Genomic DNA, 18,988 nt, shown 5'->3' with positions numbered 1-18,988 from the left:
AGGCACCGAAGGACTTACATTTTATAATTTGAAAAATCTTGCCGGAAATGACGAACTGTTAAAACTTCGATGATATCGGGATTAACCTCATAGATTACCCCATAATTCTCATGGACAACTATTTCTCGAATTTTGTCATTATTTGTTGGCGGAAACACTCTTCCTGATTCTGGATTTTGACTTAATTTTTGAACTTTCTCTTCGATCAAATCAATAAGAGCTAAAGCAGCACCTGGATTATCTTCAGCAATGTACTCGAGAATTTCTTTGGTTTTGTTTCTTGCCGTTGGCGACCAAATAATTTTCATGATGAATATTGTGATCTCAGTTCGCTTATGAATTCATCATGGCTTATACCTTCTCCATTATCTAATTCCTTTCGGGCAGCAGATAATTCTTCCAATAACTCAATCTTATCTAACATCTTTTGATAATCTTCTACATCAATTAATACGGCAGAACTTTTGCCATGCTGAGTAAGAATAAGTGGTCGGCGTTTTGATTTGACACGCTCAATGTAAGATGCAGCATTAGCTCGAAAATCGGAGAGCGACCGAATATCCCGGTCAAGTTGAATGTGAGACATGGGTAAAATCCTTAATTATTGTTCTATTTAATGTACTAAATTTAGAACAAAATATTGTATTAAATGTCTTGCGAAAAGGTGCCTAACGACCCGGCGCATAACGGGCGCGGAGATTATGAGTTAATAAAAGACTAATATGTTAAAACAAGCAACTCTGGAAACCGAAGCTGCGTCCGCGTCCCAGTTGATGCGTTTGTTAGGGCTATAACCAGCCTTTAATCATGTTTATTAAGTCTGCACCAATAGTCAATGCCACCAGTGCTGTAATGACGTGAAGCAAAATAAGTGCATTAGGTACCCAAATCTCTCTTGATGTGAATGATCGGTAAATCTTTGGATTTTCACCTCTACCCAATGCTTCCCACTCAGCTGCATATATAGCTGCTTTTAGGTATTGTTCTATTGTATTAATGACTTCAAACTTTCCTCTATTTAGTTGTCCAAAAGAAGTAATGAGGCTTCTCCACGCGACACAAAGAATTGCCCCTGCGATTGCTAGAACGAATATTCCTAATGCACTAAATTTATCACCGCCAGAGCTTTTAACGATCAAACCATAGGCTGTTAAAATTGCTCCGTTCATAGTTAGGAAAAAAGTGTTAACAGATTGACGTCTTTCAACAAGACTTTCAGAGCTATTCACCATAATTTTATATAAGTCAAAGGCCTGATTTTTTTCTTCGATATTTTTGGGTGGTCCTGTTGGAAATAAGACCTCATTCAATGAAAATCCAGATCCGCCTTGTAAATTTAATTTTTCAGCGGCTTTCCTAACTGCTACTGCATATAAGTTATCTTGGTCTTGAACATTTTTTTCTAAGTCTTCATATGGTAAAATTGCATTATGATCTTGATCTTGCTTATTCATCCAAGCAGACCATGCATCATGAATATCACTTTGTGTTACATTTTTACCTTTTGCTCGAAGAAGAACAGCATATAAGACAAACAATTCATCGTAGTTATCTTCAGGAAGGCGTTCTTCAGGAATAAAACTCTTTATTGTATCCGCAATTTTCTCCAAGTACATATTCGACTATACCCAAGTATTTAACCATTTGACTATTTGATCAAAATTCCATCGAATTACGTTCTTACTTGGCAATCCTTTTGGAACAGTGTGAGTTTTGTCTCTATTAATTTGAATTCCAAATAGATATTTATCTTGTTTTATTGTCTCAGCAATTTCCCAAATTACAGCCTCTGATTTCCAAGTCGTTTGACCTATTAAAACAATTGTGCCCTTAGTTTTGGCAATTCTTTTTTTACACTCTGTCTTCCATTTTGAATCGAAAGGATCTTTAACAGAGTAGTCATAAAATTGGATATCGTTGTTTTTATCTTTTGCATGCTGGGCCAAGAAATCACGAGCCCATTTATCTTCCATTTCGAAACTTATAAATGCTCTAGGTGCTGCCATAATAAAGTAATATTTAAGTTTATGTTTATTGCTATAGCCCTAACATATAATTATTTGGAATGAGGGAATGTGCAAAAATTCTTTATAAAATGACAAATCTGTTATTTATAAGTCCCTGATATCAATTGAAGTATGTTATCAGGAATTATATCCTCAAAAAATTCCAGATAATATTTCCTGATAAAGTCTGTAAGGAATGGCTTTGAAATCGCTCTTACTTAAAAAGACAAGCAAGAGTATTTCATGAAAAAACCAAAACTTTTAGAGCAAGTCCGTACCGAAATAAGACGCAGGAACTACAGCTACAAAACAGAAACTGCATATACCAATTGGATCAAAAGGTTTATAAAGTTTCATGATTTCAGGCATCCGGGCACCTTGGCTAAATCCGAGATTGTGGACTATCTGAATTACCTGGCCAACGATATAAATGTGGCAGCCTCCACCCAAAACCAAGCCTTGTGTGCTCTTGTTTTTTTATACGAGCATATACTCGAACAACCTTTCGGAACACTGGATGATCTGAAAAGAGCAAAGAAACCAAAACGCCTTCCTGTGGTGCTTTCAAAGAACGAAGTAGCAAGAGTATTGCAACACTTAGCGGGTGTAAAAAAGTTAGTTGTGCAGTTACTCTACGGCTCCGGATTCAGGATTTCTGAGGCGCTCAGGCTTAGAGTTCACGATCTTGATTTTGAGTATCAACAAATCAATGTCAGAAATAGTAAGGGGCTTCGTGACCGGGTGACCCTATTACCGGAAAGATTGCAGCCTTTACTGAAGACCCATATTCAGAAAGTGAGAAACTTACATGCCAAAGATCTGAATAAAGGATATGGAAGCGTGGTACTGCCAAAAGCATTAAGACGAAAATACCCTAATGCAGAGACCGAATTGGGTTGGCAATATGTATTTCCTTCTAAAACCCGGGCAAAAGATCCGAGAAGCGGTAAATGGCAGCGATACCATATTTCCGGCTCAACAATTCAGAAAGCAGTTAAAGAAGCATTCCATAAAGCCCAAATTAACAAGAAAGCGAGTTGTCATACATTTCGCCACTCCTTCGCAACCCACCTCCTCCAAAACGGCTACGACATCCGCACCGTGCAGGAACTTCTCGGCCACAAAAACCTGAAGACGACCATGGTGTATACGCACGTGATCAACAAAGGCGGCAACTACATCAAAAGTCCGGTGGATGTTCTATAAATCGTCCATCGAGAATCGGTCGCTCGGTCATTCGCATATCAAGTCATCCCGTGGCGCATGTCCGGGATCTTGATGTAAGAAAGGGCAGGTCGGGCCAAAACGAGCAAGCGGATTCCTGCCTCTGCAGGAATGACGTGGAGGGTAAGAGATAGTTGAGTAGAGTTATTAAACCGACAACAGCTGAAGTAGTCATCCCGCGGCGAATGCCGGGATCTTGTTGTAAGAAAGGGCGGGTCGGGGCAGAACAGGCAACCGGATTCCTGCCTTCGCAGGAATGACGTGGAGGGTAAGAGATAGTTGAGTAGAGTTATTAAACCAACAACAGCTAAAGTAGTCATCCCGTGGCGCATGTCCGGGATCTTGATGTAAGAAAGGGCAGGTCGGGCCAAAACGAGCAAGCGGATTCCTGCCTCTGCAGGAATGACAATGGGGATGGTACTCAGACAATAACAGGGCAAGAAAACGAACCCCAAAAAACCTTAAACGTTCAACGTTCGATGTTCCTTGTTGGATGTTCCTTCACTCCACCATAATATCCCCGTAGGAGATCATCTGCTGATTGGCGTTAAAGATGTACACCCGGTTCAGGCCCCGTGCTCCTTCCGGATTTCCAAACTCGGAGAATTCGATGGGATTGATCTGAAAAGTGGTGAGCCCGGGTTGCAGTGTTTCAAAATACGTATAGAGCGTGCGGAAACTATTGTCTTGCAGCCTCACTAATACTTCTAAACCGTTTACGGATTGAACACCCGTCACTTCCACCTCAAACTGAATGGCCTGATCGGTGGTAACAGGATTGGGGTAGGGAGGCACAATCTCAATCAGTCCCTGGAAAAGAGGCGATGTTCGCCAGTCGTCTTCATCGAGGTCTTGAACGGCACCCTGATTGGTGGTTTCAGTGAAATTCCTGGGCTGGGAATACGCTTCCTTTTCGAAGTCGCGCTGGGCATCATTGCGGGTACAGCTCATCAGCAGGAGCAGCGATAACAGTAAAAACGGATAGGTAAAAAACTTCAGCATAAAATGGCACGAACACGGCGTGCATTACGTTCGAATTTCGGGAAACAAACCGTATCTTTCCCTCGCTGAAAATACAAAACATTCACCATAATACTACGATGCTTCATATTGCCGGAATAAAAAACTGTGACAAAATCAGAGACACCAAAAAATGGATGGACGAACACAATGTTGAGTACGAGTTCATCGATGTAAGAGAAGAGCCTTTGACCCGGGATGAGCTGAGGGAACTGGAGTTTAAAGTGGGGCTGGACGTACTGTTGAATAAACGCGGCCGTAAGTGGAGAGATTTAGGCCTGGCCGACCAAGATCTTTCCGAAGAGGAATTATTTGAGCAGCTGCTGGAACACCAGGTGATGATTAAGCGACCGGTGCTGATTAAGGACGAATCGGTGATGGTAGGTTACGACGAAGGATCTTTTGAGGCTTTTGTAGCCGAAGAGGAACCGGAGGAGAAATAATTGTCCGAATGCTGCCGTTTGGCAAACTGACTTTATGACCAAAATCATCCTTCCCATATTACTTTTTGTGCTGACCGTTCCCGTTTTCGGGCAGCACAACTTACCGGATTCCGCTTCTGCACCACCCACAATGGAGCACTTGTTCTCGGTAAAGGAAACGTTCAGGTATGAAGTGAAATACGGTTTTTTGAAGCTGGGGTGGGTGAATGTAGAACTGCTGAGTGATACCACGTACCGGGGGCGGGAGCTGAACCACATCCTTACAGAGATTGAGTCAAATCCTTCCATTCCCTTTGTAGGGGATGAACTGGATCGTTTTCACAGTTTATTTTATGTGAATGACAACGGACTGCCGGTGGAAGTGAAATACTGGAAAGACAATATTGACGAGGGAAAGTATGACGAAATCCAGTACTGGTTCGATCGGGATATCGGAAAGGTGTATTATATTGAAGAAGATGATTCCCGCGATACCCTTGAACTGGAAGACCCGGCTACATCCGGCCACCTTATCTTTTATTTTTCGCGGCTTTTTGCAGGAAGTGAGGAAGATTATCAGCTTCCGGTGTATGTGACCAAGAAAAAAGGATACATCTATGCCGATAATTCCCTCAAAAAAGAAAAGCGAAATTATGCTCCTTTCGATGGGCCGATACAGGCTTACCTGATGAATGGAACCACGGAAAATATAGAAGGTCCGTTTGGCTTCTCCGGCGATTTCAGGGCCTGGTTTTTGGATGATGATCTGCGGGTGCCACTCGAAGCAAGGGTGAAGGTATTATGGGGAAATGTAATTGTACGAATGATTGAATACACACGTGAAGAATTATGAAACAGGTATTAATAAAGAAACTGGATCACGCCAAAGACTTGCCACTCCCAAACTATGAATCGGTAGCCGCCGCCGGTATGGATGTGCGGGCAGCGGTGGAATCGCCCATCGTGATTAAGCCGGGAGACCGAAGTTTAATCCCAACCGGATTGCAGATGGCTCTGCCGGAAGGGTATGAGGCCCAAATTCGCCCGCGCAGCGGGTTGGCCATCCGAAATGGAATCACCATGCTGAATTCACCCGGAACTATAGATGCCGACTACCGGGGTGAGGTAAAGGTGATAGCCATTAATCATGGGGAAGAGGAGTTTGTAGTAAACCACGGGGACCGAATAGCACAGATGGTGATTGCTCCGGTTACACAGCTTCCCCTGCTGGAAGTGGACGAGCTGGATGAAACGGACCGGGGAGAAGGCGGGTTTGGCAGCACAGGCCTCAGTTGAACATCCAACATTGAATGTTGAAGTAATTGGTGCAGAACCTTCAAGCGTCCGTAGGACCTTGAAGCGGTCAAAGATTCACATCCTAATTTAAATAGTTTAAAAGTTGTTGCTGAAAGCTGTTTGCTGTCAGCTGAAAGCTATGGTTGAAAACCTCCGCCCGTACCTCGAACTCATAAAAGAAAACAAAGACTTTCGCCGGCTTTGGATCGCCCAGTCGGTGTCGAACTTCGGGGATTGGTTTGGGCTGCTTGCCCTGTATGCCATTATCGGCCTTTATTCCGATTCTGAATTTTTACTTGGGCTGATTATCGTCGTGAAGATGCTCAGTCTGGCTTCTTTCTCTCCGTTTGCAGGATATATTGCCGACCGCTTCAACAGAAGAAAGCTTATGATCTGGTGTGATCTTCTACGGGGCGTTGCGGTTGCTGGAATTATATTCGTAGATTCTGCAGCTACGCTTTGGCTGGCTTATGTATTAACCGCAGTACAGATGATGCTTTCGGCTGTATTTGAGCCGGCCAAGACTTCCTCTATTCCCAATGTGACCTCCGAAGAGAACCTCACCAACGCCAATATTATCTCGACCGCCAGCTGGAGCATTATTTTTACCACCGGAATGGCCATCGGTGGTTTTGCAACTGAATGGTTAGGTACCACCAACGTGCTGATTCTGGATGGCTTCAGCTATGTGATATCGGCCTGGTTTGTTTACAGAGCCACTATCCCTCAGAAACGGCTGTCGAAAGAGGAATTATACCGAACCCGGAATCCGCTTAAGGGTATTAAAGAAGGGCTCAGTTATCTGGTGAAAAACCGCCATATACTTCGCCCTTCACTGGCAAAAGGTACCTCAACGGTATTCCTGGGAGGACTGGTGTACCTGCTGATAATAGTTAGTGAGGAAGTACTGATGATGGGAAGTATAGGTTTGGGTTTACTCTACGCAGCCAGAGGGTTCGGAACCGGAATAGGACCCATTATTGGCCGCCGTATTTTCCGGGAAGAGAAAGACTGGGTGCTGCTGATGGGATTGGCCATCACCTTTTGTGGAGTAATGTACCTGGTGGTTGGGATGGTGAACAGCATCGGGTTGATGGTATTATTTGTACTTTTTGCCCATGCTGCCTCCGGGGCAAACTGGGTAACAAGTACCGTACTTCTTCAAAAACGAACGCAGGATACTTTTCGCGGACGAATATTCAGCACCGAATGGCTGCTTTTCACCATTGGGAATTCGTTTTCGGTAGTCATAGCCTCCCTGATACTTGAAAGCGGCATCATGACCGTTAAACCTCTCATCATGGTGTATGGAGGAGTGATGGCCCTGGCCGGAATCTTATGGAGCTTCACCATCACCCCCAACGAAAAAGCCTGGCGGTTGAACATCGATCAAGGAACTTCCAACACTGAACGTTGAAGGTAACCCTGGAGCGTCTGAAAGACCTCCAGGCGTTGCCTGTTTCTTAGTTCTTCAGACATCGAACGCTCCAAGGTTCTGTGAACGCTTGGAGGTTCTTAGGGTTGAACCCAGAATTTCTACCCTTATGCGTTCGATGTTCCTTGTTGGATGTTCTATCAGTCTTCCGGAAGGTTGAAATCGATTACATCCGGGCGATAATCTCCCAGCAGGTGCTCGGCAAAATAATGCCACATCATACGCTGGAAGTAGGGGTTGTAAGGGCCAAATCCGTGTCGGCGCCCGGGGAGTATCATCATATCAAAACGCTTACCTGCTTTGATGAGCGCATCTGCAAGCCGAATAGTATTGGCCGGGTGTACGTTGTTGTCCATATCACCGTGAACCAGTAACAGTTTACCTTTTAGGTTGCCAGCAAGGGCAGCATTCGTTTCAACAGGACCGTCAAACGTGATCTCCTCTTTTTCAACTTCTACACTGTCTTCGTTCATCTCCTTCACGGTTTTGCGGGTTTCTTTCACCCCATTGTGAACTTCACTCCACCAGATGTTATAAATGTTGTTGTCGTGATTCCCAGCTGAAGAAACAGCTACATCATAAAAGTCGGGATAGGTGAGGAGGGCCGCGGTACTCATAAATCCACCGCCGGAATGTCCGAATATTCCCACTCTGTCCTGATCGATAAAAGAATGGCGGGAAGCCAGTTGTTCAATGCCGTATTTGTTGTCAGCTAAAGGATAGTCACGCATATCTCCATATCCATAGTTGTGGTAATATTTGGAACGGATCGGGCTTCCGCCTCGCTGACCAAAAGCAACTACCACAAATCCAAGCTGTGACAGCGACTGATTTCTTCCGGTTGAACCTGTTACCGAAAAACTGGTCGGGAAAGGCTCGGTTTGTGGTCCTGGGTACACGTAACTGATAATCGGGTAGTCTTTTTCCGGGTCAAAGTCGAAGGGTTTCCACATAACTCCATACAGGTCGGTTGCGCCATCGGCAGCTTTTACGGTAAACTCTTCCGGTGCACTCCAGCCAATTTCCTCTGCAGCCGACATATCCACCTGTTGCAGTTCCAGGATAGCTTCCCCGTTTCCATTTCTGACAACCGTTTGGGTAGGCATATCAACCCGGGAATAATTGTCCACGAAGTAATTTCCTTCCTCAGAAGCGTTGATGTTATGATTGGCATCTTCCGGGGTCAGGTGCCGGAACCGGGAACCGTCAAAACGAACGGAGTATAAATTCTCGAAATAAGGGTTTTGTCCGTCTTCTCGTCCATAGGCAGAGAAGTAAATGGTGTTAGCTGAAGTATCTATTTTGGCGATGTCTCCAACCGTGTAATACCCTGAAGTAACTGCATTTTTGAGATTGCCTTCCGCATCATAACGATAAAGTTGTCCCCAGCCGGTGCGCTCACTCCACCAGATATATTCTTCCCCTTCATTAATAATTGCCAGCTGCGCATAGCGTGTATTGAAGTAAGGTTTGCTCTCTTCCGACCACAGCACTTCCACATTTCCGGTTGTGGTGTTGGCTTTCAGCACGTCGATTTTACTCCAGGTCCGGTCGCGACGAAGGATATACAGGTAATCTGATTTGTCGGTCTCCCAAATACCGCCATCATTAAAATAGGCACCACCCAGTGACTGATCTTCCCATTTGTCGGTTTCAAGGGTAATTGATGTTTCAGCAGCAGGATTGAATACCTGAATTTCATCCACGTAGATATCTTCTTCTCCGGGCATCGGGTACTTGTACGTCTCCAGTTCCGGTCGTTTCCCAAGTGAGTTTATAACCCAAAGTTCGTCCACTTTTCTCTTATCCTGACGCTTCACCCACAATTTCTTTGAGTCTTCAAACCAGTTGGCCCGAGAACGTAACCTTTCGTTTGAAGTAGTGTCGCTGTCACTGGCTTGATAGCTGAACCATAGCTCCCCGTCATCGGTTAGTTGGATCTCCGTACTATCTTCATCATCAGCCCGCATAACGTAGAGGTTGTGATTTTTGGCAAAGGCAATCCAGGTGCTGTCGGGTGAGTAGGTCGCCCAATCTTCTTCCTTTTCCTCGCTTAAAGAGTCGCCTTTAACCAAGCGGTTTCCATTCAGGTTATAAGTGAAATTGATGCTGTCAACATGAAAAGTGAAGCGTTCTTTATCCGTATCGTAGTCGAAATCGTTTAAGTCCAGATCTTTAGCATTGAAAGTTCTGTTGAATGTTTCGGAAAGCTGGGCTGCAAGCTCATTCCGGTCAAAAAGCTCTCTTTGCGAACCCCGGGCAGCATCCACGAAGTACCAGTTAGTGCCTTCTGAGTTTTCATAGGGATACCAGAAAGTATCGGTGTCTTCAATCCAGCGGGGCCAGACGAAGGTGTCGCCGATCAGTTTTTCCATTTTTTCTCCGGTGAAGCGCTCAGCGGCTTCAAAATTGGCCTGAGCAAAGGCAGAGGAGGTAGCAACAATCAAAAGTATAAATAGGGAAGAGAGACGTTTCATAGAATTAGTATAAAATTACTGTGGATATTAGCTGGCTTAAGTAAAGAGATATTTTTGTAAAAAATTCATAATAGTGGCGAGAATTTTCACAAAAAAGATCTGCACAAAAAAAGCCGGCCTCCACTGGAAACCGGCTTTCGAAATTATATTCAGTTGTAATAAACGAAGTCATGTGGCAAGGCTTGGAGATCTTTCAGATGCTCCAAGTTTTCCTTCAACGTTCAGCCTTGGATGTTCCTTGTTGGATGTTCAATCAATCTTCCGGAAGATTCATATCCACATTACTGCGGTAATCACCCAGCAGGTGCTGAGAGAAGTAGTACCACTTCTGCCGCTCAAAGTAGGGCTGATATGGTCCGAAGCCATGACGACGGCCGGGTAAAATCATCATATCAAAACGCTTACCGGCTTTGATCAGTGCATCCGCCAGACGCAGGGTATTGGCCGGGTGTACGTTGTTATCGATGTTACCATGAACTAACAACAGGTGCCCTTTCAGGTTACCGGCTAAATCCGCATTCGATTCAATGGGGCCGTCAAAAGTGATTTCTTCACGTTCCACTTCCACGCTGTCTTCGTTCATCTCCTTCACGGTTTTGCGGGTTTCTTTCACCCCGTTGTGTGTTTCACTCCACCAGTGATTGTACACGTTATTGTCGTGATTACCGGCAGACGAAACGGCTACATCATAAAAATCAGGATAAGTTAGAAGTGCAGCTGTACTCATGAAACCGCCTCCGGAATGTCCGAAAATACCAACCTTGTTTTGATCAATAAAAGAATGACGGGAAGCCAGCTGTTCGATTCCGTATTTATTGTCGGCCAGTGGGTAATCTCTCAAATCACCATATCCATAGGTATGATAATAACGGGAGCGAACCGGGCTTCCGCCGCGGTTTCCAAAAGCTACAACCACAAAGCCAAGCTGAGCCAGTGCCTGATTACGCCCGGTATAGCCCTGCAGCGAAAAGCTGGTCGGGAAAGGTTCGGTCTGTGGACCGGGATATACATATGAAATGATAGGGTAGGAGCGGGTGGAATCGAAGTCGAAGGGTTTCCACATCACACCATATAAGTCGGTGGCTCCGTCGGCAGCTTTAATTTTAAATTCTTCCGGAGCTTTCCAGCCAATGGCCTTAGCTTTGCTCATATCCACTTCCTGCAGGGTCAGAATCACTTTGCCGTTACGGTCGCGAAGAACCGATTTGGTAGGCATATCCACGCGTGAGTAGTTATCTACAAAGTAGTTGTCTTTATCAGATTCTGAGATGCTGTGATCAGCATTTTCGGGGGTGAGATGTTTGAAGTTGGAACCATCAAAACGAACGCTATACAGATGTTCGTAGTATGGGTGGTCACCATCACGGCCATAGCCTTCAAAGTAAATGGTTTTTGCAGCCGTGTCTATCTTCACGATATCACCTGCCACAAAATTACCGGATGTAATTCGGTTTTTCAGGTTACCTTCAGAGTCATACCGGTAAAGTTGTCCCCAACCCGTACGCTCGCTCCACCAAATGTATTCTTCACCATCATTGATAATGGCCAGGTCCTGGAAGCTCCAGTTGAAATACGGTTTACTGGTTTCACTGAGAAGTACTTCGGTTTCCCCGGTTTCAGTATCACCGATCAGGATATCTACTTTATCAGAGGTACGGTTTTCACGGTAGATATATAACTTGTCGGAAGGAGTGGACTTGTAATCTCCTGTTTGATGATTTCCATAGTTGGCCCGTAGTTCCTGGTCTTCCCATTTGTCGGTTTCCATAATAACCCGCTCGCGTGAAGCAATATCGAATACCTCAATTTGTGGGATGCCTATCTCTTCCTCTCCGGGCATGGAGTACTTGTATGTTTCCAGTTCAGGACGTTTACCCAAAGCATTGATCACCCAAAGTTCTTTTACTTTTCGGTCATCGGTACGGGTGATATAAAGCTTGCTTTCATCATCAAAAAAGTTGGCGTTGGTTCGCAGGCGTTTGTTGCTGGTAGTATCGCCCTCATCGGCCTGATAGCTGAACCAGCGTTCACCGTCATCGGTAAGCTGAATTTCGGTGCTATCCTCATCGTTAGAGCGCATTAGGTAAAGATTGTGGTTTTTGGCAAAAGCTATCCAGGTGCTGTCGGGGGAGTAGGTAGCCCACGGTTCCCGTTCTTCTTTTTCAAGAGAATCACCTTTAATTAAATCATTCCCATTCAGATTGTAGGTGAACTGAATGCTATCAATATGAAAGGTGAAGCGTTCTTTGTCGGTGTTGTACTCAAAGTCTTTCAGATCCAGATCTTTGGAATTGAATGGACGCTCAAAAATTTCGGCAAGTTGGGAAGCCATTTCTTCCTGGTCAAAGAGTAATCGCTGAGAAGGACGTTCGGCATTCACGAAATACCAGTTTTTGCCTTCATCGTTTTCGTAGGTATACCAAAAATTGTTGGTGTCTTCAATCCAGCGGGGCCAAACCGAAGTATTCCCGATGAGCTTTTCCATTTTGTCACCGGTGAAACGTTCAGCGGCTTCAAAGTTAGCTTGTTGGGCATGAGTGGCAGTAGAAAATAAAGCAGCCATAAAAACGGCTGATAAAGCTGATTTCAGTAATGTTGTATGCATGAAAATAACCTGAATGTTTAGATTAGGCGTCCAATAAACGACTTAATTTTGTAAAACACTGTCATAATTGAGGAGCGGGTGCAATTTTTCTGTTGATATCAAAAGGGATGTAATTGTGAAAAGAAGAGAGTGGATTTTGCCTACCGAAGTTTTTCTTTCTCAGCCTTGAAGTCCTCATCGCTCATAAGTCCCTGTTGCCAAAGTCCGGTGAGATATTCCAGCTGGTCCATTGAGCCGGGTTCATACTCCGGTTCTCTGGGTTTGGCTTCTTTCTCTGCTTCGAGCCGTTTAAGTTCGGCTTCAACGGCTTTTTCTATGGATTGACTGATGGCTTCCGGGTTTTTTAGTCCGATAAGCTCAATTTCCCGGCTGCTTGTTTTGAGGATAACGGAGCCCACCCCAAACCTTTTATCTCCGGCTACAGCCTGACGAATATCAACCAAATCAATATTCTGAGAAATATGTCCGTCAACGACGGTAATCTTACGGTCGGTAATGGTATATGAAATGCCTTTATGGGTTTTTCGTGTTTTCCAGATCAGATAAATACCCGCTAAGGCCGGGATCAAAATCACCCCAAAAAAATATGGCCAGAAAAAAGCTTTCCAGGAGGGAGTGAGGGTGATGGATTTTTGGTTGTTACTCATAACAGGTTTTACAGATTATTAACTCAAAAAATGACGGGTAAATTTGTATATTTTACCCTGACAACGTAGCCATAGTTAATAAAATTCGCATACTATTGAAACCCTGGAAATACGTAGTAGCCGGCTGGATGACGCTCGTTATCGCCGCCGGTTTTTTGATAGAAATTCCTGATATCCCCATTCTTGAACAGACGGCACGCAACATCTTTTTTCACGTTCCCATGTGGATGACGATGTTCGTTTTGTTTTTGATCAGCTTTTGGTACAGCATTAAGTATTTAAATGAGCCGGAAATGGAGTTTGACAGGAAAGCCTCATCGGCAGCATCAGTAGGCGTGGCTTTTGGCGTGTGTGGGTTGTTAACCGGCTCGCTTTGGGCACGTTTCACCTGGGGCTCGTGGTGGACTTTCGCCGAACCAAAGATGAACCTGGCTGCACTGGCATTGATGATTTATGTAGCTTATTTCGTGCTCAGGTCAGCTTTTGACGACGAACAGAAACGCGCAAAATTAGCCGCCGTTTACAATATTTTTGCTGTTACTACTATTCCATTTTTGTTGTATGTGGTTCCGCGACAATTAACAAGCCTGCACCCGGGAGCGGATGGAAATCCTGCTTTTAGTGAGATAACAGCCGATGAACTTCGGTATATTTTGTACCCGGCATTCATCGGATTCATCGCTCTGGGATACTGGATTTATGACGTGGTTCAAAGGTATAAAAAGGTTCAATTCGAGATCGAGAATTCGTAAGTTTACAGTTCAAAAAGATTTAAAAATTAATGCAAGAAGATTCACTCGCTGCCGTTGACACCCTCACCCAGGCTTACTCTGATAACTGGAGCGGAGCACCCGGGGCGGAAGAAGCCGGCGCATTTATTAAATTTATGTCTTCAAACGAATTAATATATGTAGTGTTGGGAGTGAGCCTGATTATATGGCTGGTACTCCTGTTTTTTCTTTTCCGGGTAGATAAGAAAGTGAGCAAACTGGAAGAACAAATTCAATCATCAAAAGACGCATGAAACCAAAACTGATTATAGGAATTGTAGCCATAGTTGGGTTTACCTCTCTGTTGATGTACAACTTTGGTGAAAGCATAAGTACCTACACAACATTTGAAGGTGCTTCTGACATGAGCAGCGCTCACATCCCCGGTACCTGGGATGAAGAGAAGGGTGCTGAATTTTCTCTGGAAACCAAAAAATTCGTTTTCTATATGAAGGATGAAGACGGCATTTCTAAAAAAGTGGTGTACTCCAAGCCCAAGCCCAATAACTTTGAACAGGCTGATCAACTGGTTGTAATCGGAGAGATGAGAGGGGATACCTTTTATGCGAATGAAATGCTGATGAAATGTCCGTCTAAGTACAACGACGCCGACCCAAGTCAATTTAGTGAAGCTTCTCAGGGATAACGATTATTTATGCTAGGAACCGTTGGTAAAATCCTGATTTCCGCCTCTTTCGTTGCTTCTCTGGCGGCCATGATCTTTTATTTCCTTTCGGCTAACAGGGATGAGAACCGAACCCTTCGCATTGGAAACTGGCTGTTTGCTGCAAAAGCAGCTTTTCTTGTAATTGCTTCCGGTATTTTGGTGTATCTGATCTTTCAGCACCAGTTTCAATACTACTATGTATTCAATTATACCAGTCTTGATTTAGCACCTCGCTACCTCTGGTCGGCTTTTTATGGCGGACAGGAAGGCAGTTTCATGCTCTGGATTCTTATTTCAGCCTTCTTTGGGTTTGGGTTGATGAAATGGGCGCGCCCCCCATATAAAGCTCCGGTGCTGTTCTTCCTAACGCTTACGCAGGTATTCTTACTGTCCATGCTTTTGGGCTGGGATATTTTTGGGTTGAAGCTGGGTGCTTCCCCATTCCGTACCATCGCTGAGGAGATGCCTAATGCACCCTTCCTTCAGACTAACCCCGATTTCATTCCTCAGGATGGAAGTGGATTAAATGATTTACTTAAAAGTCCGTGGATGATGATTCATCCACCCATATTATTCGTGGGCTTTGCTATGATGACTATTCCATACTGTTTCGCCATGGCCGCCCTATGGAAACAGAAATACAATGAGTGGATTGGCCCGGCTTTACCGTGGACCCTCAGTGCAAATGTGGCTCTACTTACCGCTATTTTTCTGGGAGGATATTGGGCGTATGTTACGCTTTCATTCGGAGGATACTGGGCCTGGGACCCGGTGGAGAATGCTTCTCTGGTTCCCTGGTTAATTGGCACGGCGGGTATTCACACGATGATTATTCAGCGCAAAAGTTCCGTTGCTCAGAAGTCATCCATTTTGTTTGCCATCCTGGCCTATGTGGCGGTTGTATATGAAACTTTCCTTACACGATCCGGAATTCTAGGTAGTTCATCCGTGCATAGTTTTGTGGATCTCGGGCTATACAATCAGTTATTGGCTTTTATGCTTGTTGTGACTGTATTAGGACTGGGGATGTTTTTCTGGCGATATAAAGAACTTCCTTCCCCCGAAAAAGAATCTAAATTTCTCAGCCGGGAGTTCATGACCGTGACCGGTGCCATGCTTCTGCTGATTCTTGGGCTGGTTATCATTCTGGGAACCAGCTCTCCAATCATTGGACGTTTATTTGTGGAGAGCCCGACTCCGCCCGAAATCAGCTTTTATAACGATTGGAGTATGCCTATCGCTATGGTTATGGCGATTTTTACGGTATTGGGGCAGTATCTGTTTTGGAAGAAATACGATGCAGAATCACTGGCTTCTGCTTTAATTAACCCGCTGTTGGTTACCAGTGCAATTACCATTATTTCAATCATCCTCGGAGACGTACGGAACATTTACTACATGGTGTACCTTTTCTGTGGATTTTTTGCTGTTGTAGGAAATGCCTGGGTTATGGTTCGCCTTGCTTTTCAAAATCCCAAACTTGTCGGAGGCTCCCTTACACATGTGGGATTCGGATTATTACTGGTGGGAATTTTGGCATCTTCAGCCTATAACTCCTATCTCGTGGATCAGAAAACAGCCAATTATAATGCAGCGGTTGAACGGGGAGAAGTAACGGACGAGCAAGGATTTAAAGTCAGCCAAAAAGAGGAGATGCTGTTGCTGAATCTGAATGAGCCGGTTCTCGTGGATTCCCGATATATGATGACTTACGAGGGATATGAATTGGACAATTCGATCCGGCGGGGTCAGCAAACCTACAAAATCAAGTTTGAACCGGTGGATGGCGGTAAACCGTTTTACATGAATCCGGAAGTGTACCCGATGCTTACTACTTCCACCGCCGAGAATATACAGTGGTCGGTTGATCCTGATGTGAGAACGGGTTTGTTGAGTGATATCTATTTATATGTGGGCGGCAGCTCCTATGTACAGGAGCAAAACGACCGTGCCAGCGAAAACCGGCGTATGATGCAAAACGTATCTGCCCAGGATACCACCGCTGATGAAACACCGGAAGTTCAGAAAATTAAATTCAACCCGGGGCAATCCGTTGATGTGGGTAGATTCAAAATCAGATTTGTGGATTATGCCCGGACCGATACCTCAGAACTGCCACCGAATACTTCCATCGGAGTTAGGGCACAGGTCGAGTTAATTCATCCGGCAAGCAGCAGGGTTATTACTCTTGAGCCGTTATTTGCCGTGTATAGTCAGGGTGGACAAAGCTACATATACTCTCCTCCGGCAAGAATTCCTGACTTTGACCTGGAGTTTCAGTTCACGGAAATCAATCCCCAGGAAAATAATATTGAGTTAACCATTACCGGCCTGGAAGAAGAGTATGAGCCGGAATGGGTACTTATTGTAGCCGATGAAAAACCCTTTATCTCGGTAGTTTGGGCAGGCACCTTTATACTTATGGCTGGATTTAGCATTTCTATTTTCCGACATTGGGGCAGAGAACGCAAAAAGAACGCTGAGTAAGAACATCGAACAAGAAACACCGAACGTTTAAAATCAGAGTATGAAAGCATGTACTGGTAAGTACTTTAGGCAAAAAAATACTTCACCGTTCGGTGTTGGGTGTTCGGTATTCCTGCTGATTTTTTCGGTATTATTTTCGACTGAAGCCCGGGCTCAGCAAAATAAAGAGGATCTTCCATCGCCAAGAGGGGCATTTTTCCGGTCTCTGGCTGTGCCGGGATGGGGACATTACTACGCTGAAAACGATAACTGGAACCGGGGTAAATATCATCTGGCCGGAGAGGTGGTATTGGTGCTCTCCTATTTCGGATTGAATGCACGAGCCAATTATCTGGAACAGGATTATTTTACCTTTGCTGAAGCACGGGCTAATACAAGTTTATCGGGCAAGTCGAGAGATTTTATCATTGCAGTGGGGAATTATGACAACCTTGCGGCCTATAACGATGCCCAGCTCCGCACCCGAAACTGGGATCAGGTTTTTCCGGAAACGGCTGAGTACCAGTGGAGCTGGGAAAGCACCCAACATCGCTTTCAGTATCAGGATGCACGGGAGCGGGTAGAGCGTAACCGCAGTCAGCTGCCAACGCTGGTTGCCCTGATGGTCGCTAACCGATTGGTAAGTGGAATCAGTGCTTTCATCCATGCCAGAGATCTTGTCGAGAATACGCCGGAAGCCAGCTTCAGCTATGTGAACACTTTTGGCCAGCCCGGGATAACAGCCAATCTTCGATTCAATTTTTAAGCTTTTCACCGGTTCGTGATTTTTTGACGCTTTTCTTTTAAACGAACTACTCAAGGGGTGGATTTTTTTGCAAAAAATGAACTCTGATGCCTTGAAAAACGCTTTCAAAAGTCCTAACCTGATAACAATTGAAAACTGAAATTATCCGGACAAAATGGACGTAAAGAAAGTAGCTGTGATAGGCGGCGGAACAATGGGAAATGGAATCGCACATGTATTTGCGATGAATGACATTTCCGTAAACCTGATCGAAACCAAACAGGAATTTGCAGATAAAGCCGTGGCGACCATCGAGAAGAACCTGGATCGCATGGTGAAAAAAGAAAAGATCGATGAGGCCAAGAAATCATCAACAATGGATGGAATCAGCATCTTTTTGGATGTCGAAGAAGGGGTAAAAGATGTTGACCTGGTTGTTGAAGCTGTTCCCGAGAATTTTGAGATCAAGAAAACAGTTTGGGAAAAAGTCGATAAAGCTGCTCCAGATCATGCTATTCTGGGATCTAATACGTCCTCTATTTCCATCACCAAGCTGGCGGCTTTAACATCACGCCCGGAGAAATTCATAGGGATGCACTTCTTTAACCCCGTTCCGGTGATGAAGCTGGTTGAGATTGTACGCGGACTCCAAACCGATGATGAAACCTACCAGGTTGTTAAAGAGGCTTCAGAGAAATTGAACAAAGTGCCGGTTCCCGTGAACGATGCCCCCGGTTTTGTCAGCAACCGCGTGCTGATGCCTATGATCAACGAGGCCATCTTTTGCGTGGGAGAGGGAGTGGCAACTGCCGAACATGTGGACGAAGTGATGAAGCTCGGAATGGCACATCCCATGGGACCGCTAAGACTGGCAGATTTTATCGGCCTGGATGTATGCCTCGATATCCTGAACGTACTGTATGAAGGCTTTAAAGATCCGAAATACCGTCCGGCCCCACTGCTGGTTAAAATGGTTGATGCCGGCAAGCTGGGCAACAAAACCGGCGAAGGTTTCTACACCTACGATTAAGTAAGCTAAGCCACCTATAGTCATTCTGAGCGAAAGCCCCCGCCTGCTGAGGCAGGATGAAACTTTGCCACGAAATATTTACCAAATAGCTTGTGGCTAAGATCCTTCGCGGTTAATATCCCAGCCTAAATCTGCTTTTTTGCACTCAGGATGACGCATTTCATCTATCTTTACAGGT

The 18,988-nt window shown here is 44.8% G+C and carries 19 protein-coding genes; 11 read left to right on the top strand and 8 right to left on the bottom strand.

From position 1 onward, the window contains the following. Positions 1 to 14: 14 nt before the first annotated feature. The 4 genes from ABFW99_RS00490 to ABFW99_RS00475 form a co-directional block, all read right to left on the bottom strand. Positions 15 to 308, bottom strand: a complete 294-nt coding sequence (locus ABFW99_RS00490) for a type II toxin-antitoxin system RelE/ParE family toxin (RefSeq protein ID WP_349355271.1) — start codon at positions 306 to 308, stop codon at positions 15 to 17. Continuing rightward, complete coding sequence (locus ABFW99_RS00485; protein ID WP_349355270.1) at positions 305 to 586, bottom strand: type II toxin-antitoxin system Phd/YefM family antitoxin; 282 nt, start codon at positions 584 to 586, stop codon at positions 305 to 307. Before ABFW99_RS00485 ends, ABFW99_RS00490 begins: the two co-directional genes overlap by 4 nt. Before the next feature lie 202 nt (positions 587 to 788). After that, positions 789 to 1,610: a RipA family octameric membrane protein gene (locus ABFW99_RS00480; protein WP_349355269.1), complete on the bottom strand. Its 822-nt coding sequence runs from the start codon at positions 1,608 to 1,610 to the stop codon at positions 789 to 791. A gap of 12 nt (positions 1,611 to 1,622) precedes the next feature. Then, positions 1,623 to 2,006: a TIR domain-containing protein gene (locus ABFW99_RS00475; protein WP_349355268.1), complete on the bottom strand. Its 384-nt coding sequence runs from the start codon at positions 2,004 to 2,006 to the stop codon at positions 1,623 to 1,625. A gap of 243 nt (positions 2,007 to 2,249) precedes the next feature. Between ABFW99_RS00475 and ABFW99_RS00470 the strand changes: the two genes are divergently transcribed. Next, on the top strand, positions 2,250 to 3,212 hold the full coding sequence (locus ABFW99_RS00470) for an integron integrase (RefSeq protein ID WP_349355267.1): 963 nt from the start codon (positions 2,250 to 2,252) through the stop codon (positions 3,210 to 3,212). Positions 3,213 to 3,731: 519 nt separating this feature from the next. Here the strand turns inward: ABFW99_RS00470 and ABFW99_RS00465 are convergent. Next, a complete protein-coding gene (locus ABFW99_RS00465; RefSeq protein ID WP_440707384.1) occupies positions 3,732 to 4,232 on the bottom strand; it encodes a hypothetical protein in 501 nt (166 codons plus the stop codon). A 98-nt stretch (positions 4,233 to 4,330) separates the two neighbouring features. Here ABFW99_RS00465 and ABFW99_RS00460 point away from each other — a divergent pair, with 98 nt between their 5' ends. From ABFW99_RS00460 to ABFW99_RS00445, 4 genes are all read left to right on the top strand, one after another. Continuing rightward, positions 4,331 to 4,693 carry an arsenate reductase family protein gene (locus ABFW99_RS00460; protein ID WP_349355264.1) on the top strand — a complete coding sequence of 121 codons (363 nt, stop codon included), beginning with the start codon at positions 4,331 to 4,333 and terminating at the stop codon, positions 4,691 to 4,693. A 34-nt stretch (positions 4,694 to 4,727) separates the two neighbouring features. Further along, positions 4,728 to 5,525, top strand: coding sequence for a DUF3108 domain-containing protein (locus ABFW99_RS00455; protein ID WP_349355263.1), 798 nt, complete (start codon positions 4,728 to 4,730; stop codon positions 5,523 to 5,525). After that, on the top strand, positions 5,522 to 5,968 hold the full coding sequence (gene dut, locus ABFW99_RS00450; protein WP_349355262.1) for a dUTP diphosphatase: 447 nt from the start codon (positions 5,522 to 5,524) through the stop codon (positions 5,966 to 5,968). Before ABFW99_RS00455 ends, dut begins: the two co-directional genes overlap by 4 nt. 106 nt (positions 5,969 to 6,074) lie before the next feature. After that, positions 6,075 to 7,385: an MFS transporter gene (locus ABFW99_RS00445; protein ID WP_349355261.1), complete on the top strand. Its 1,311-nt coding sequence runs from the start codon at positions 6,075 to 6,077 to the stop codon at positions 7,383 to 7,385. 158 nt (positions 7,386 to 7,543) lie between these two features. On the opposite strand, the gene ABFW99_RS00440 is transcribed toward ABFW99_RS00445, so the two are convergent. The 3 genes from ABFW99_RS00440 to ABFW99_RS00430 form a co-directional block, all read right to left on the bottom strand. Continuing rightward, positions 7,544 to 9,880 (bottom strand): S9 family peptidase, encoded by a 2,337-nt coding sequence (locus ABFW99_RS00440; RefSeq protein WP_349355260.1) that lies wholly within the window; start codon positions 9,878 to 9,880, stop codon positions 7,544 to 7,546. A 253-nt stretch (positions 9,881 to 10,133) separates the two neighbouring features. Further along, positions 10,134 to 12,485, bottom strand: coding sequence for a S9 family peptidase (locus tag ABFW99_RS00435; RefSeq protein WP_349355259.1), 2,352 nt, complete (start codon positions 12,483 to 12,485; stop codon positions 10,134 to 10,136). A gap of 140 nt (positions 12,486 to 12,625) precedes the next feature. After that, positions 12,626 to 13,132: a PH domain-containing protein gene (locus ABFW99_RS00430; RefSeq protein WP_349355258.1), complete on the bottom strand. Its 507-nt coding sequence runs from the start codon at positions 13,130 to 13,132 to the stop codon at positions 12,626 to 12,628. Between the two features lie 95 nt (positions 13,133 to 13,227). Between ABFW99_RS00430 and ccsA (ABFW99_RS00425) the strand changes: the two genes are divergently transcribed. The 6 genes from ccsA (ABFW99_RS00425) (at position 13,228) to ABFW99_RS00400 (ending at position 18,810) form a co-directional block, all read left to right on the top strand. Then, a complete protein-coding gene (gene ccsA, locus ABFW99_RS00425) occupies positions 13,228 to 13,884 on the top strand; it encodes a cytochrome c biogenesis protein CcsA (RefSeq protein WP_349355257.1) in 657 nt (218 codons plus the stop codon). Positions 13,885 to 13,913: 29 nt separating this feature from the next. After that, positions 13,914 to 14,156: a CcmD family protein gene (locus ABFW99_RS00420; protein WP_349355256.1), complete on the top strand. Its 243-nt coding sequence runs from the start codon at positions 13,914 to 13,916 to the stop codon at positions 14,154 to 14,156. Then, positions 14,153 to 14,548, top strand: a complete 396-nt coding sequence (locus ABFW99_RS00415) for a cytochrome c maturation protein CcmE domain-containing protein (RefSeq protein WP_349355255.1) — start codon at positions 14,153 to 14,155, stop codon at positions 14,546 to 14,548. Before ABFW99_RS00420 ends, ABFW99_RS00415 begins: the two co-directional genes overlap by 4 nt. Positions 14,549 to 14,557: 9 nt before the next feature. Continuing rightward, the gene (ccsA, locus tag ABFW99_RS00410; protein ID WP_349355254.1) at positions 14,558 to 17,056 is read left to right on the top strand and encodes a cytochrome c biogenesis protein CcsA; all 2,499 of its coding nucleotides are present in this window, start codon (positions 14,558 to 14,560) and stop codon (positions 17,054 to 17,056) included. 40 nt (positions 17,057 to 17,096) lie between these two features. Continuing rightward, a complete protein-coding gene (locus tag ABFW99_RS00405; RefSeq protein ID WP_349355253.1) occupies positions 17,097 to 17,801 on the top strand; it encodes a hypothetical protein in 705 nt (234 codons plus the stop codon). Positions 17,802 to 17,955: 154 nt separating this feature from the next. Beyond that, positions 17,956 to 18,810, top strand: coding sequence for a 3-hydroxyacyl-CoA dehydrogenase family protein (locus tag ABFW99_RS00400; RefSeq protein ID WP_349355252.1), 855 nt, complete (start codon positions 17,956 to 17,958; stop codon positions 18,808 to 18,810). Positions 18,811 to 18,988 lie beyond the last annotated feature (178 nt).

Origin of the sequence: Gracilimonas sp. BCB1 (genome assembly GCF_040117685.2) — a bacterium.
GTDB lineage: Bacteria > Bacteroidota > Rhodothermia > Balneolales > Balneolaceae > Gracilimonas.
This window is presented reverse-complemented; position numbering and strand designations above follow the sequence as displayed.

Bases quoted from the DNA above. Each gene is read 5' to 3' on its own strand.
- ABFW99_RS00490 (WP_349355271.1), bottom strand. From the start codon at position 308: ATGAAAATTATTTGGTCGCCAACGGCAAGAAACAAAACCAAAGAAATT.
- ABFW99_RS00485 (WP_349355270.1), bottom strand. From the start codon at position 586: ATGTCTCACATTCAACTTGACCGGGATATTCGGTCGCTCTCCGATTTT.
- ABFW99_RS00475 (WP_349355268.1), bottom strand. From the start codon at position 2,006: ATGGCAGCACCTAGAGCATTTATAAGTTTCGAAATGGAAGATAAATGG.
- ABFW99_RS00470 (WP_349355267.1), top strand. From the start codon at position 2,250: ATGAAAAAACCAAAACTTTTAGAGCAAGTCCGTACCGAAATAAGACGC.
- ABFW99_RS00465 (WP_440707384.1), bottom strand. From the start codon at position 4,232: ATGCTGAAGTTTTTTACCTATCCGTTTTTACTGTTATCGCTGCTCCTG.
- ABFW99_RS00460 (WP_349355264.1), top strand. From the start codon at position 4,331: ATGCTTCATATTGCCGGAATAAAAAACTGTGACAAAATCAGAGACACC.
- ABFW99_RS00455 (WP_349355263.1), top strand. From the start codon at position 4,728: ATGACCAAAATCATCCTTCCCATATTACTTTTTGTGCTGACCGTTCCC.
- dut (WP_349355262.1), top strand. From the start codon at position 5,522: ATGAAACAGGTATTAATAAAGAAACTGGATCACGCCAAAGACTTGCCA.
- ABFW99_RS00440 (WP_349355260.1), bottom strand. From the start codon at position 9,880: ATGAAACGTCTCTCTTCCCTATTTATACTTTTGATTGTTGCTACCTCC.
- ABFW99_RS00435 (WP_349355259.1), bottom strand. From the start codon at position 12,485: ATGCATACAACATTACTGAAATCAGCTTTATCAGCCGTTTTTATGGCT.
- ABFW99_RS00430 (WP_349355258.1), bottom strand. From the start codon at position 13,132: ATGAGTAACAACCAAAAATCCATCACCCTCACTCCCTCCTGGAAAGCT.
- ABFW99_RS00420 (WP_349355256.1), top strand. From the start codon at position 13,914: ATGCAAGAAGATTCACTCGCTGCCGTTGACACCCTCACCCAGGCTTAC.
- ABFW99_RS00415 (WP_349355255.1), top strand. From the start codon at position 14,153: ATGAAACCAAAACTGATTATAGGAATTGTAGCCATAGTTGGGTTTACC.
- ccsA (WP_349355254.1), top strand. From the start codon at position 14,558: ATGCTAGGAACCGTTGGTAAAATCCTGATTTCCGCCTCTTTCGTTGCT.
- ABFW99_RS00405 (WP_349355253.1), top strand. From the start codon at position 17,097: ATGAAAGCATGTACTGGTAAGTACTTTAGGCAAAAAAATACTTCACCG.
- ABFW99_RS00400 (WP_349355252.1), top strand. From the start codon at position 17,956: ATGGACGTAAAGAAAGTAGCTGTGATAGGCGGCGGAACAATGGGAAAT.